Here is a 13914-nt window from a genome sequence, read left to right on the forward strand (position 1 = left end):
GTAGGGCCCGGACGCCTTCCGACGCCCGATCCCCAGTTCTCACCCGAACGAGTGGTTTAGCCCCTACCGAGCCCGCAGCCGCAGTGCCGGCCGGTCCGCTTCCGCCGCCTCGTCCTGGCCCGCCCACAGGGACCGCACATGGCTGAGGTGCCGCGTCATGCACGCCTCGGCCGCGTCCGCGTCGCCGGAGATCATCAGGTCCAGCAGCTCCAGGTGCTCCTCCGCCGAGGACACCAGCTCGCCCTTCTCGTCGAGCCGCGTCAGCCCGTACAGCCGCGAGCGCTTGCGCAGGTCGCCGACCACGTCCACCAGCCGGGCGTTGCCCGCGAGCCCCAGCAGGTCGAGGTGGAACTGCCGGTCCGCCTCCAGGTAGCCGATCAGGTCGTGCTTGCGCGCGGCCGCGACGATCTCCTCCGCCTGGGGGCGCAGCCGCTCCAGTTGGTCCTTGGTCGCCGTGCGCGTCACCCGGCCCACCGTCGGAACCTCGATCAGGGCGCGGATCTCGGTGTAGTCGTCCAGGTCGCGCTCGGTGAGTTCGGTGACCCGGAAGCCCTTGTTGCGGACGGCCTCGACCAGCCCTTCCCGGGCGAGGTCGAGCATGGCCTCGCGGACCGGGGTGGCCGAGACGCCGAAGTCGGCGGCGAGGGCGGGGGCGGAGTAGACGACGCCCGGACGCAGTTCGCCGGAGATCAGGGCCGCCCGGAGCGCGTGGGCGACCTGGTCGCGGAGCCGCTCCTGCACGGAGATCAGGGTGCGGGATTTGAGGTCGGCCATGGTGTTCCTCCGGGTGGGTTCAGAACACCAGTGTACAATGTCACGTTACGTTGAGCATGCAACAGTCCTGGATCCGCATACCCCGCCGAGCCTCATGGTGGCAGCGGCCGCCGACCGTGACAACGGCCGACGGCACACGATCTGCTACCACTGCGCGACAACCCTCCGAACAGCGCGCGCCGAAAGAACGCCTGACCCTCAGCCCTGCTGCCGGGCCGCCCGGTACACCTCGGCCGCCACCGCCAGGTCCTCCCACGCCATCCCGACGCTCTTGAAGAACCGCGGCCGCCCGCCCGGCACCGGCGCGTCCCCGCGCACCAGCTCGGCCAGGTTCCACACCTGCCGCCCGGCCACACCCGCCGTCACCAGATCCCCGGCCTCCCTGGCCGCGACCGTCCGCGCCTCCACGTACAGCTCGGCCCGCCCGACCAGCACCTCGTCCACCTCCCGCGCGTCCGGCTCGTGCGAACCGACCGCCGCGACGGCCGCGTGCGCGGGCACCAGCGCGCCGTCGAACAGGGGCGTCCGCGCGGTGGTGCAGCAGACCACCAGATCCGCCCGCCCGACCACCTCCGGCCCACCCACGCCGGCGGAGAGCCCGAGCCCCCGCCCGTACGCCGCCAGCGCCCCGGCCCGACCGGGGTCGCGCGCCACCACGGTGAGCCGGCGCAGCGGCCGGACGGCCAGCAGCGCGTCCAGGTGCCCGTAGGCCTGCGGGCCTGAGCCGAACACCACCAGGTGCTCGGCCTCCGGCGCCGCGAGCCGCGCCAGCGCCGCCGCCGTCACGGCGGGCGTGCGCAGGGCCGTGAGGGCCGCACCGTCCAGCACGGCCAGCGGCTGCAAGGTGGCCCCGTCCAGCAGCAGGTAGCCGCCGGTGATCCGGGGCAGTCCGAGCGCCGGGTTGCCCGGCGCCACCCCGGCGATCTTGACGCCGGCGTACGGCCCGGCGGCGGCCGGCATCAGCAGCAGCTCCCCCGCCGGCACCGCCACGGCCGACCGGGCGGGCGCCGCCTCCGGGTCGAACCCGTCCAGCAGCACCCGCTCGATCGCCCCCACCGCCCCGGCGGGCCCGACCCCGCCGGTGCCCGGCACGGTGTACTGGAGCGGCTCAGCCGCCGTGCCGGGCAGTACGGAGCCGGTCACAGGAGGAACCCCGTGCCCAGCGAATCCCCGGGCTCCAGGACGAACCGGTGCTCCCCGGTGCGGTACGCCGCCCCGGTCACCTCGGTGACCACGCCCTCCCCCAGCGGGTCGCCGCCGGCGAGCACCCGCCCGGTGAACACCGTGCCGATGATCGACTCGTGCCGCAGCTCCTCCCCCGGCGCGAGCCGCCCCTCGGCGGCGAGCACGGCGAGCCGGGCGGAGGTACCGGAGCCGCAGGGCGAGCGGTCGATCTGCCCGTCCGCGAACACGACGACGTTCCGCTGGCTCAACACGCCGTCAGCAGAGGGCTGTTCGTCGTACAGCACCACCCCGTACACCCCCGACAGCCGCGCGTCCGTCGGATGGGTGACCGCCTCCGAGTCGGCCAGCAGCGCCCTGATCTCCCGCCCCGCGGCGGTGAGTTCGGGCAGCAGACCGGGCTCCACCGCGAGCCCGAGCGCCGCCGCCGGCACCGAGGCGTAGCACGCCCCGGAGTGCGCCACCGCGACCTCCACCACCCCGCGCGAGGTGGTCACCGGCAGCTTCGACGCGCTGACCCGGCTGGGCACATTGCGGAAGGTGACCCCGGTGGTGCGCCCGCCGGCCCGGTGCACCAGCGCCGTGACCCGCCCCGACGGCACGTCGATCCGCACCCGCGCCACGCCGTCCGCGGGGGCCGGAACCAGCCCGGAGTCCACCGCCCAGGCGCCGAGCGCGATGGTGCCGTGCCCGCAGGCCGTCGAGTAGCCGTCCTTGTGCCAGAACAGCACGCCCACGTGCGCCTCGTCGTCGTCCGGCGGCACCAGGAACCCGCCGTACATCCCGGCGTGCCCGCGCGGCTCCCGGACGAGCAGCTGCCGCACGGCGTCCAGCGCGCTCGGCCGGGGCGCGGTGGCGCTGCCGCCGGCGCCGAGCGCGATGGCCCGGCGCTCGGCGACGCTGCCGCCGGGGACCAGCGGCGCGCCGTCCAGCACGATCCGGAACGGCTCGCCGGCCGCGTGGTAGTCGACGGTCCGGACGTCCATCAGGCGCCCCCGCCCGGCAGCACGCTGACCGTCCGGCTCACGGTGTAGAAGTCCAGTGCCGCCTGGCCCTGTTCGCGGTCGCCGTGGCTCGCACCCTTGGTCCCGCCGAAGGGCAGGTGGAAGTCGACGCCGCTGGAGGGGGCGTTGACCCGGACCATTCCCGCGTCCAGCCGGTCGGCGGCGGCCAGCGCCACGTCCAGGCTGCGGGTGTGCACCGAGGTGGCGAGGCTGTGCGGGGTGTCGTTGGCGAGTGCGATCGCCTCGTCCAGGTCGGCCACCGCGTGCAGCACCGCGACCGGTCCGAAGAACTCCTCGCGCGCCAAGGGGTGTTCGCCCGGTACGTCGGTGAGCAGGGTCGGCTCGACGTACCAGCCGGCCCGCTCGGGCACCCGCCCGCCGGCCAGCACGGTCGCCCCGGCCTCGACCGCCGAGGAGACCGCCCCCGTCAACCGCTCCCGCGCGGCGGCGTTGATCACCGGCCCGCACACCGCGTCGTCCACCGTCGCCAGCGCCTTGACCAGCGCCTCGCGCAGCGGCTCGTAGGCCGCGCCGACCGCGATCACCCGGCTGGTGGCGGTGCACTTCTGCCCGGCGTACCCGGCCACGGCCGCCGCGATGTGGGCCGCGGCCAGCTCCACATCCGCGTCCGGCAGCACCAACGCGGCGTTCAGTCCGCCGAGTTCGGCCTGCACCGGCACCCCGCGCCCGGTGGCCGCCCGCACCACGGCCCGCCCGACCCCGGTCGAGCCGGTGAAGGACACCACGTCCGCCGCGTCGACCAGCGCCGCACCCTCCTCGGCCCCGCCCGGCAGCACCGTGAACACCTCGGCGGGCAGCCCGGCCAGCTCCGCCAGCCGCAGCGCGCACGCCGTCGCCTCCGGCGCGGGCTTGAGCACCACCGTGTTCCCGACCGCCAGTGCCGGCGCGGCCTTCCAACTCGGGATCGCCAGCGGGAAGTTCCACGGCGCGATCAGCCCGGCCACCCCGTACGGGCGCCGCCGGGTGAGCAGCAGCCCGGGCCCCGCGGCGGTCTCGTGCACCGCCCCGGACGGCGCGTACGGCGCCTGCGCGTAGTACCGCCAGATCGCCGCGGTCCGGGCGACCTCGCCGCGCGCCTCGGCGAGCGGCTTGCCGACCTCGCGCACGATCAGCGCGGCCAGCTCCTGCGCGTGCGCCTCGACCGCCTCGGCGATCCGTCCCAGCGCCGCCGACCTGGCGCCCGCCCCGGCCCCGAGCCAGCCGCGCTGCGCGGCCCGGGCCCGTTCGACGGCGGATCGCACGGCCTCGGCGCCGGGGGCCTCGACGGCGACCACCAGGTCGCCCGGATCGGCGGGGTTGTACGAGGTGATGGTCACAATCAGCAGCCCTTCCACATGAGTTGAACGGATCAGAGCAGGAAGCCCGCCGGGAACGGGTCGTCCGGGTCGAGGAAGTACTGGGCGGTGCCGGTGATCCAGGCCCGCCCGGTGACGGTGGGCACCACCGCGGGCCGCCCGGCCACCTCGGTCTCCTCGACCAGCCGCCCGGTGAAGGTCGTCCCGATGAAGGAGTCGTTGCGGAAGTCCCGCCCCAGCGGCAGTTCGCCGCGCGCGTGCAGCTGCGCCATCCGCGCCGAGGTGCCGGTGCCGCAGGGTGAGCGGTCGAACCAGCCGGGGTGGATGGCCATCGCGTGCCGGGAGTGCTCGGCGGTGGAGCCGGGGGCGAGCAGCTGAACGTGGTGGCAGCCGTGGATGGACGGGTCCTCCGGGTGCACCGGCCGGTCGGGGCCCGCGTTGATCGCGGCCATCAGCGCGAGGCCGGCGTCCAGGATGTCCTGCTTGCGCTCGCGCTCGAACGGCAGCCCGAACTCGGCGAGCGGCAGGATGGCGTAGAAGTTGCCGCCGTACGCGAGGTCGTAGCCGACCGTGCCGTAGCCGGCCACCTCGATCTTGCGGTCCAGCGCGACGGAGTACGAGGCCACGTTGCGGATGGTCACCGCCTTGGCGGCGCCGTCCTCGACCCGCACCTCGGCGATCACCAGCCCGGCGGGCGTGTCCAGCCGCACCGTGGTGACCGGCTCGACCACCGGCACCATCCCGGTCTCGACCAGCACGGTGGCCACCCCGATGGTGCCGTGCCCGCACATCGGCAGCAGCCCGGAGACCTCGATGTAGAGCACCCCGAAGTCGGCGTCCGGCCGGGTCGGCGGCTGCAGGACGGCGCCGCTCATCGCCGCATGGCCGCGCGGCTCGTACATCAGCAGGGTGCGGAAGTGGTCCAGGTGCTGCTGGAAGTGCACCCGGCGTTCGGCCATCGTGGCGCCGGGGATGACGCCGAAGCCGCCGGTGATCACCCGGGTCGGCATGCCCTCGGTGTGCGAGTCGACGGCGTGGAACACGTGACGGCTGCGCATGGCTCACAACTCCCATGAGGTGTCGGTCGGTGGAGGCCGGCTGCCGCCGCAGCCGGCCGGAGGTCGATGGACTACGCGAGCCCCTCGGCCAGAGCCTTCTCGGTGGCCGCGCGCACGGCCGCCTCGATCTCCGGCACCAGCGGCCGGCGCGGCGCCCGGACCGGACCACCGGGGCGCCCGGCGATGTCCATGGACAGCTTGATGGCCTGGACGAACTCGGTCTTGGAGTCCCAACGCAGCAGCGAGTGCAGCGACTTGTACAGCGGCAGCGCGGTCTCCAGGTCGCGCTTGACGGCCGCGTCGTAGAGCGCCACCGAGGCCTCCGGCAGCGCGTTCGGGTACCCGGCGATCCAGCCGACCGCACCGGCCAGCGCCAGCTCCAGCAGCACGTCGTCGGCCCCGACCAGCAGGTCCAACCCGGGGGCCAGCTCGGCGAGTTCGTACGCCCGGCGGACGTCCCCACTGAACTCCTTGACCGCCACGATCGAGCCCTCGCCGTGCAGTCGGGCGAGCAGCGCGGGCACCAGGTCGACCTTGGTGTCGATCGGGTTGTTGTACGCGACGATCGGCAGACCGGCCTTGGCGACCTCCGCGTAGTGCGCGCGCACCGAGTCGTGGTCGGCCCGGTAGGAGTTCGGCGGCAGCAGCAGGACGGAGCCCGCCCCGGCCTCGGCGGCCTGCTCGGCCCAGCGGCGGGACTCGGCGCTGCCGTACGCGGCGACTCCGGGCATGACCCGGGAGCCGTCGCCGGCCGCCTCGATCGCCACCTCGACGACCCGGGCGCGCTCCTCGACGGTGAGCGTCTGGTACTCGCCCAGCGATCCGTTGGGGACGACGCCGTCGCAGCCGGACTCGATCAGCCAGCGGACGTGCTCGGCGTAGGCGTCGTAGTCGACGGAGAGGTCCGGGCGCAGCGGGATCGTGGTGGCGACCATGATCCCGCGCCAGGGACGGGCGGTGTCGTGCTGGGCGATGGACACGTTGAGCTCCTTGGTGAGGTGTGACATTTTATAAGCGGAAACAGGTCGGAGACAAGGGTCCCCGCCCCGCACGTTCGACGGACTACTCCGAGACCGAACCGGAGGGCCCGGCCGCCAGCTGCGACAGCGGCACCGGGCAGGCCAACGGGCGCCGATCCGGGCCCGATCCCGCAGGGCCCGATCCCGCAGCACCCGACAGACAGGCCACCGCCGGACCGCACATCCGCCCCTGGCACCAGCCCATCCCCGCCCGGGTGAGCAGCTTGACGGTCCGCGGATCGCCCGCGCCCAGCTCCTCCACCGCCTCCCGGATCCGCGCGACCGGCACCTCCTCGCACCGGCACACATCGGTGTCCGGCCGCAGCCATCCGGTCCAGCCGGCCCCCGGCCGGTGGGCGCCCGCCATCAGCTCGGCGAAGGTCCGCAGCCGTGCCCGGCGGCGCAGCAGCGCGGGCTCCGGCAACACCCCGGCGACCGCGTGCGCGGCCAACTCCCCCTCGGCCAGCGCGAGATCCGCGCCGCCGACGCCGTTGGTCTCCCCCGCCGACCACAGGCCCGGCACCGAGGTGCGCAGCCGGGCGTCCACCCGCAGCGCGACCGCCCCGTCCGGCCCGGTCAGGGTGTCGGCGCCCAGCTCGGTGGCGAGGTCGATCTGCGGCAGCAGCCCGTGCCCGACGGCGAGCGCGTCGCAGTCGATCCGCCGCTCGGTGCCGGGCCGCGGCCGCCAGTCGGCGTCCAGCCGGGCCACCGTGACCCCGGTGACCCGGTCCGTCCCGTGCACCTCCACGACGGCGCTCCGCCGCCGCAGCCGGACCCGGTGCCGGAGCAGCGCGCTGCCGTGCCCGGCGCCCTCGACCAGCTTGGCGGGGACGGCCGCGAGCACGCCGGGGCGCCGGGCGTACCCGAGGTAGTCACTCGCCTCGACCACCGCGGGGACCTCCGCCCCGGCGCTGACCAGCGAGGAGGCCGCCGCGAGCAGCAGCGGCCCGCTGCCGGCCACCACGATCCGCCGCCCGGGCAGTACCAGCCCGGCCTTGAGCATCGCCTGCGCGCCGCCCGCGGTGACCACCCCGGGCAGGGTCCAGCCGGGGAAGGGCAGCTGCCGCTCGTACGCCCCGGTGGCGAGCAGCACCGACCGGGCCCGGACGGTGTCCCGGCCACAGGCCTCGGGCCCGCGGGTGACGTGCACCGCGAAGCCGTCCGCGGTCCGCTCCAGCGCCCAGACCTGGTGGCCGCCCCGGAACTCGGCCCGCTCGGCGGCGGCGAGCCGCGCGGCCAGCCCGGTGTAGACCGACCACCCGTGGTGCAGCCGGTCCGGCCGGGCCGCGCCCAGGCCGGGCGCCGGGTGCCGGTAGTACTGACCGCCGCTGGTCTGCCCGCCGTCCAGCAGGACGCAGTGCAGCCCGAGGTCGGCGGCGGTGACGGCGGCGGCCAGCCCGGCCGGCCCGGCCCCGACCACCGCGAGGTCGTAGCGGGTGTCAGACTGCGAGGTCGGCACGGCCGTGGCCCTCCTGGGTGGTGACGACGGCGCCCGGCTCGGCGGGCAGCAGGCAGGTGCGCTGGTTGGCCCGGCCGTTCACGGTGGCCAGGCAGTCGAAGCAGGCGCCGATCCCGCAGAACACCCCGCGCGGCCGCCCGCCGATCCGGGTGGTGCGCCAGGCGAGCACACCGTCGGCCCAGAGCGCGGCGGCGATCGACTGCCCGGACAGGGCGCGGACCGCCCGCCCGTCGAACTCGATGTGATGGGCGGGCCCGGGCTCGGCCTCGACCAGCCCGGCGGGGGTGCGGCGACGACGGTTCACGGCTTCTCCAAGGAGTCTCACGCGGCCGGGAACCGGTCCGCACGGAACGGCGCGAGGTCCAGCTCCGGCTGTTTTCCGGTCAGCTGCTCGCTGATCAGCAGCCCGGTGGCCGGCGCCAGCCCGATGCCGGCGCCCTCGTGCCCGCAGGCGTGGTAGAGCCCGGGCACCCGGGGGTCCGCCCCGACGGCGGGCAGGTGGTCCGGCAGGTACGGACGGAAGCCCCGGTAGACGCGCATCACGGCGACGTCCGCGAGCACCGGGAACAGCTCCGCGGCCTGGCCGGCCAGTCGACGCAGCACCTCCTGGGAGAGGGTGCGGTCGAAGCCGACCCGCTCCCGGCTGGCCCCGATCAGCACCGGCCCGCCGGGGGTGCCCTCGACCACGGCGGAGGTCTGCAGCCCGGCCGAGCCGCTGGCGACGTCGGCCACGTAGTCGGCGGCGTAGACCTTGTGCCGGACGATCCGCGGCAACGGCTCGGTGACCAGGACGAAGCCGCGCCGGGGCATCACCGGCAGCTGTACCCCGGCCAGGGCGGCCAGCTCGCCGCCCCAGGTGCCGGCCGCGTTGACCACGGCGGGCGCGGCCAGTCGGCGCCGGCCGGTCCGTACGCCGCGCACCGCGCCGTCCGGGCCCCGGTCCACCGCCGTCACGCTCTCCCCGGTGATCAGCTCGGCGCCCATCCGACGGGCCTCGCGCAGCAGGTGGGCGGCGGCCAGGGCGGGCTGGACCTGGGCGTCCTGCGGGTAGTGGAAGCCGCCGGCCAGCCCGGGGGCGAGGTGCGGCTCCAGCTCGCGCAGCCGCTCGCCCGGGACCTCCTCGGCGGCCACCCCGGCCGCCGTCTGCCCGGTGGCGAAGGCCCGCAGCGCCTGCTGCCCGGCCGTCGTCGCGGCGACCACCACCCCGCCCTTGGGCTCGTACTCCACGGCCGGACCGAGGTCCTCGGCGAGCTCGCGCCAGAGCCGGGTGCTGAGCAGGGCGAGGTCGAGCTCGGGCCCGGGCTCCTTGTCGGAGACCAGGAGGTTGCCCTCGCCCGCCCCGGTGGTGCCTCCGGCGACCGGCCCGCGGTCGACGACGGCGACGGCGAGTCCGGCACGGGCGGCGTAGTAGGCGCAGGCGGCGCCGACGACTCCGGCGCCGACCACGACGACGTCCAGGGGAGGTCTCTGGGTCTTCAGCACGCCAGTAATATGTCACATGCCATCAACCGTGCCAAGACCACCACGACCCCCGCTGGGCCGGACCACGCAAAAGCCCCGGCCCGCCGCACACGGTGCGACGGGCCGGGGCCGGGTGATCAGGGACCTCAGGTGATGTCGTCCATCTGTTCCCGGCGGCCGGCCGACACCGGAGCGCTCGCCGCCGGTGCGGCCGAGGCCTCGACGGCCTGCACCCCGGCGACCGACTCGACCGAGAGGTCCAGGTGCGAGGCCTCCTCGTCGTCCAGACCGGCATCCGGGTTGTTGCGCCGCTTCCGCTTGTCGTTCAGCAGGGCGATGCCCACCGCGAGGAAGTACAGCGCCCAGATCGGCGCGGCCAGCGCGAGCATGCTCAGCGGGTCGGCGCTCGGCGTGGCGAAGGCCGCGAACACCGTGATGCCCATGACCATGCCGCGCCACCAGCCGAGCAGCCGCTTGCCGGTGACCATGCCGACCATGTTCATCATGACCAGCAGCAGCGGGAACTCGAAGGCCACGCCGAAGACCAGCACCATGCGGGTGGCGATGTCGAAGTAGTCATTGGGCGGCAGGATCGGCGTGGTCTTGTCCGGGGTGAACGAGATCAGCACCTGGACCGTGGTCGGCAGCGTCAGGATGGCGCAGCCCACACCTGCCAGGAACAGCGGCGCCCCGCACGCCATGAAGATGATCGTGTACTTCTTCTCGTGCCGATGCAGACCGGGCGCCACGAAGGCCCACACCTGCCACAGCCAGACCGGCACCGCGCCGACCACACCGGCCGTCAGCGCCACCTGGAGCATCCAGGTGAAACCGGAGGTCAGACCGATGGTCGAGACCTGAGCACACTTCCCGTGGAACTGGCCGGACGTCTCCGGGGTGCACTGCGGCAGCGGCTTCAGCAGGAAGTCCTCGATCTGCTTGTGGTAGATCGCCGCCACGATGGTGATCAGCACGATCGCGATGACCGACTTGACCACGCGGTTGCGCAGTTCCCGCAGGTGGTCGGCGAGGGCCATCCGCCCCTCAGGATCCTTTGACGCCTTCGGCGCCTTGGAGAGCTTGCTCAACCCCGGTCCTCAACTCGTGCGTCGAGGCCCGCCGGTCGACGGGCCTCCGTGGTCGCGTGCGTCACGTGCGCCGCGCTCACTGCGGGCGGTCGCCCTCGGCGGGCCGCCCGGCGGAGGGCTCGGCCACCGGCCGGGCCGTGGCGGTGGCCCCGGGCGCAGCCTGGATGGTCCTGGCCGCACCGCCGTCCACCGGCGGCGCCGACGCGGGCTCCGCCGCCTCGCCGTCCGAGCGCATCGCCTTGACCTCGCTCTTCAGGATCCGCATCGACTGGCCGAGCGAGCGCACCAGATCGGGCAGCCGCTTGGCACCGAAAAGCACGATGGCGAAAACCACGACCACCACGATCGCGGTCATCGAGATGCGCATGCTCGACCACCTTCAGTCAACGCGGCACCGGCGGACCGCCCGCGGCGGATGGTAACCGCTGCGGATGACGCCCCGACGACGGCCGCCCGAACAGGACAGCGGCCCCCGGTACGCGGTTCAGGAGCCATCTGAGAGCGTAACCCGCCCCTACGCCCGGGCTGCAGTCCCCGTACGACCGAACGACGGAACCCTCAGCGCCCCGGCACCGCCGCCGCCAGCTCCCCCGCCGCCTCGGCCAGCGCCCGCGAGGCCGCGTCCGCGCCCTTGGCCAGCGCCCGAACGTCCATCCAGAGCCGGATCGCGAGGACCCCGAGGACCAGCAGGCCCGCGGTGGCGAGCAGGACGGCGGCGACGAGCATCCAGGGCATGCGCCCCACCCTATCGCCAGGTGCGCGCTACCCCTCCGCCGGGACGAGCCGCATGGTGCGGACCCCCGCCCCGGTGAGCGCCTCGACGATCTTCTCCCCGGCCGGCTTGCGCACCGCCGCCCCGCAGAGCGGGCAGCCGAAGCTGTAGTGCGCCTGCGCCGGGGTCCGACCGAGGGTCAGCCGGAACTCCTCGGCGGGGAGCTCCACCTTCTCCCGGCACTCCGAGCAGTACACCTTGAATCTGGTCCCGGGCTCCACCGCTCAGACCCGCCCCTCCCCGTAGGCGGCCAGTGCCTCCCGCGCGGCCGAGCGCGCCTGCTCGGCCAGCTCGGACGGCGAGACGATCCGGCCGTCCCGGCCCAGCCGCAGCGCCAGCGGGCGCAGCTGGGAGGGGTCGGCGCTGCGCAGGGTGATCCGCAACCCACCGTCGGGCAGCTCCTCGGCCCGGTCGTGGGTGTAGTACTCGGCCACCCAGCGCCCGCCGGAGGAGACCTCCACCACGACCTCGGGGTCGTCGGCAGCCGGGTTGACCAGCCCGCCGCTCAGGTCGCGCGGCTCGCGCCGGGGCGGGTCGGCCGGGACGTCCAGGACGCGGATCTCGGCGACCCGGTCCAGCCGGAACATCCGGTGGTCCTCGGAGGTGCGGCACCAGGCCTCGAGGTAGGTGTGGCCCTCGGTGAGCAGCCGGATCGGGTCGACCTCGCGCTCGGTCATCCCGCCGCGCCCGTGCGAGTAGTAACGCAGCCAGAGCCGGCGGCCCTCGCTGAGCGCGCGGTCGATGTCGGCGAAGACGTGGCTCTCCGCCTCGAAGGTCACGCCGACCCTGGCGCTGCCCTCGGCGCTCTCCCCGGCGGCGTTCTCGATCTTGGCGACGGCCCGGGTGAGCGCCTCCCGGTCGCCGACCCGCAGGCCCGGCAGCCCGGCCACCGCGCGGGCGGCCACCAGCAGCGCGGTGGCCTCGTCGGCGGCCAGCCGCAGCGGCTGGGCCACGTCGTCGACGTTGTGCCACCAGATCCGCTCGCCGTCGGTGTCGATGTCGAGCAGGTCGCCGCCGCGGAAGCTGGTGCCGCACATCGGCAGCACGTTGAGGTCCCCGATCAGCTCGCGTTCGCTGATCCCGAAGGCCCGGGCCACCTCGGCGACCTCGGCCCCCGGCCGCTCGCGCAGGTAGGTGACCAGCGACAGCATCCGTCGCGTCTGGTCGATCGCATTGCTCATGCCCGCACATCCTCCGAGTCCAGCCCCGCGACCGCCCGCAGCCGGTCGATCACATCCGCCCGCAGCTCCTCCGGCCCGAGCACCAGCACGTCCGGCCCGAACTCCGCGAGGTCGGCGCCCAGCCCGTTGCCGTACGGGATCTCCAGCTCGTCCCAGCCCTCGTCGCCCCGGGTGCTGCTCAGCGCCTTGGTGCGCAGCGGGAAGCCGGCGCCCCGGCGCACCCGGACGGTCGCGGTGGCGGTGGCGCCCTCCCCGGCGAACTTGGCCACGGTGGCCCGCACGTCGACGTGCTCGGGCACCGTCCCGAGGAAGGCCCCGTTCCTCGCCTTCACCTTGCCGGTGATCCGGCTGAGCCGGAACACCCGGGCGTCGCCCCGGTCGCGGTCGTAGCCGGCCAGGTACCAGTGCCCGCGCCAGCACTCCAGCGCCCACGGCTCGACGCTGCGCTGCTCGACGGCGGCGGCCCCGGCCTTGCGGTACTCGAAGGTGACCGGGCGGCGGTCCCGGGCGGCGGTGAGCAGCGGCTCGAACGCGGCCTCCCGGGCCGGGATGCGCGGCTCCAGGGCGGTACGGCCCTCGGCCTCGCTGAACGGCACCCCGGCCGCGCGCAGCTTCTGCAGCGCGCCGCTGGCCGCGCCGGACATCTTGGCCTGCTGCCAGACCCGGGCGGCCAGGGTCAGCGCGGCGGCCTCCTCGGCGTCCAGCGCGATCTCGGGCAGCCGGTTGCGGTCGGCGCGGGCAAGGTAGCCGAGCTCGCCGTCCAGGGCGCTCTCGTCGACGTCGATCACCAGGCCGAGCTCACGCAGGTCGTCCTTGTCCCGCTCGAACATCCGGTTGAAGGCGTCCTCGCTGCTGTTCTGCCAGGCCTCGCGGTACGCCTCGATGGATTCCCGCAGCTCCTTCTTGGAGAGCGGACGTCTGGTGTTCATCAGGCACAGGGCGAGATTCATCAGCCGCTCTGCCTTGGCGATCGCCATCGCTGACCCTTCCGGTGTGCCGCGCCGCGCGCGGGGTGCGCCAACCGGGCGATCCTCACCCGGCGGGACCGACCGTACCGGTAGCGGTACACACTGCAAAAGCCGCGTCCCACGCCCGATCGCCGCAGCCTGCCGTTCGGGCCCGAACATGCCCGTGGGCCGGGCCCCCCGGTGGGGTCCGGCCCACGGTCACGGCCGGCTCAGACGGCCAGCAGGTCGACCACGAAGATCAGGGTCGAGCCCGGCGGGATGGCCGGGGTCGGCGACTGGTTGCCGTACGCCAGGTGCGAGGGGATGGTCAGCTCGCGGCGGCCGCCGACCTTCATGCCGACGACTCCCTGGTCCCAGCCCTTGATGACGCGGCCGCCACCCAGCGGGAAGCGGAACTCGTTGGGGCTCCGGTTCCAGCTCGCGTCGAACTCCTCGCCGGTCTCGAAGGTCACGCCGACGTAGCGGACGCTGACCGTCTGGCCCTTCTTGGCCTCGTCGCCGCCGCCCACGACGATGTCGCGGATCTGCAGCTCCGTCGGGGCATCGCCGATCGGGAAGTCGATCTCAGGCTTCTCGTTCAGGTTGACGCTCACAGTCCCTCTTCTCACGTTCGCGTTGCTTACACGACCAAG

Annotated in this window: 16 protein-coding genes; all 16 read right to left on the reverse strand. The window is 74.6% G+C overall.

The features are described from left to right. Positions 1-63: 63 nt before the first annotated feature. Positions 64-774: a GntR family transcriptional regulator gene (locus tag ABZW30_RS06655; RefSeq protein ID WP_355669920.1), complete on the reverse strand. Its 711-nt coding sequence runs from the start codon at positions 772-774 to the stop codon at positions 64-66. 198 nt (positions 775-972) lie between these two features. Then, positions 973-1917, reverse strand: a complete 945-nt coding sequence (locus ABZW30_RS06660) for an ornithine cyclodeaminase family protein (protein ID WP_355669921.1) — start codon at positions 1915-1917, stop codon at positions 973-975. Beyond that, positions 1914-2942, reverse strand: a complete 1029-nt coding sequence (locus ABZW30_RS06665) for a proline racemase family protein (protein ID WP_355669922.1) — start codon at positions 2940-2942, stop codon at positions 1914-1916. Before ABZW30_RS06665 ends, ABZW30_RS06660 begins: the two co-directional genes overlap by 4 nt. Next, a complete protein-coding gene (locus ABZW30_RS06670) occupies positions 2942-4300 on the reverse strand; it encodes an aldehyde dehydrogenase family protein (protein ID WP_355670000.1) in 1359 nt (452 codons plus the stop codon). The genes ABZW30_RS06665 and ABZW30_RS06670 overlap by 1 nt, the downstream gene beginning before the upstream one ends. Before the next feature lie 29 nt (positions 4301-4329). Further along, a complete protein-coding gene (locus ABZW30_RS06675) occupies positions 4330-5334 on the reverse strand; it encodes a proline racemase family protein (protein ID WP_355669923.1) in 1005 nt (334 codons plus the stop codon). A 71-nt stretch (positions 5335-5405) separates the two neighbouring features. Further along, on the reverse strand, positions 5406-6341 hold the full coding sequence (locus tag ABZW30_RS06680; RefSeq protein WP_355669924.1) for a dihydrodipicolinate synthase family protein: 936 nt from the start codon (positions 6339-6341) through the stop codon (positions 5406-5408). Positions 6342-6396: 55 nt separating this feature from the next. Then, positions 6397-7812, reverse strand: a complete 1416-nt coding sequence (locus ABZW30_RS06685) for an NAD(P)/FAD-dependent oxidoreductase (protein WP_355669925.1) — start codon at positions 7810-7812, stop codon at positions 6397-6399. Beyond that, entirely contained in the window at positions 7793-8116 is a 324-nt protein-coding gene (locus ABZW30_RS06690) for a (2Fe-2S)-binding protein (RefSeq protein ID WP_355669926.1), read from the reverse strand. The genes ABZW30_RS06685 and ABZW30_RS06690 overlap by 20 nt, the downstream gene beginning before the upstream one ends. 17 nt (positions 8117-8133) lie before the next feature. Further along, complete coding sequence (locus ABZW30_RS06695; protein ID WP_355669927.1) at positions 8134-9294, reverse strand: FAD-dependent oxidoreductase; 1161 nt, start codon at positions 9292-9294, stop codon at positions 8134-8136. Between the two features lie 125 nt (positions 9295-9419). Next, a complete protein-coding gene (gene tatC / locus ABZW30_RS06700) occupies positions 9420-10361 on the reverse strand; it encodes a twin-arginine translocase subunit TatC (protein WP_355669928.1) in 942 nt (313 codons plus the stop codon). A gap of 76 nt (positions 10362-10437) precedes the next feature. After that, positions 10438-10728 carry a Sec-independent protein translocase subunit TatA gene (gene tatA, locus ABZW30_RS06705; RefSeq protein WP_355669929.1) on the reverse strand — a complete coding sequence of 97 codons (291 nt, stop codon included), beginning with the start codon at positions 10726-10728 and terminating at the stop codon, positions 10438-10440. Between the two features lie 191 nt (positions 10729-10919). Further along, positions 10920-11096: a hypothetical protein gene (locus ABZW30_RS06710; RefSeq protein ID WP_355669930.1), complete on the reverse strand. Its 177-nt coding sequence runs from the start codon at positions 11094-11096 to the stop codon at positions 10920-10922. Positions 11097-11123: 27 nt separating this feature from the next. Then, positions 11124-11354 carry a hypothetical protein gene (locus ABZW30_RS06715; protein ID WP_355669931.1) on the reverse strand — a complete coding sequence of 77 codons (231 nt, stop codon included), beginning with the start codon at positions 11352-11354 and terminating at the stop codon, positions 11124-11126. Positions 11355-11357: 3 nt separating this feature from the next. Beyond that, complete coding sequence (locus ABZW30_RS06720) at positions 11358-12314, reverse strand: WYL domain-containing protein (protein ID WP_355669932.1); 957 nt, start codon at positions 12312-12314, stop codon at positions 11358-11360. Next, complete coding sequence (locus ABZW30_RS06725) at positions 12311-13291, reverse strand: WYL domain-containing protein (protein WP_355669933.1); 981 nt, start codon at positions 13289-13291, stop codon at positions 12311-12313. Before ABZW30_RS06725 ends, ABZW30_RS06720 begins: the two co-directional genes overlap by 4 nt. Before the next feature lie 200 nt (positions 13292-13491). Further along, positions 13492-13875 (reverse strand): FKBP-type peptidyl-prolyl cis-trans isomerase, encoded by a 384-nt coding sequence (locus ABZW30_RS06730; RefSeq protein ID WP_355669934.1) that lies wholly within the window; start codon positions 13873-13875, stop codon positions 13492-13494. Positions 13876-13914: the final 39 nt, after the last annotated feature.

The organism is Kitasatospora sp. NPDC004669, from assembly GCF_040609455.1.
Classification (GTDB): domain Bacteria; phylum Actinomycetota; class Actinomycetes; order Streptomycetales; family Streptomycetaceae; genus Kitasatospora.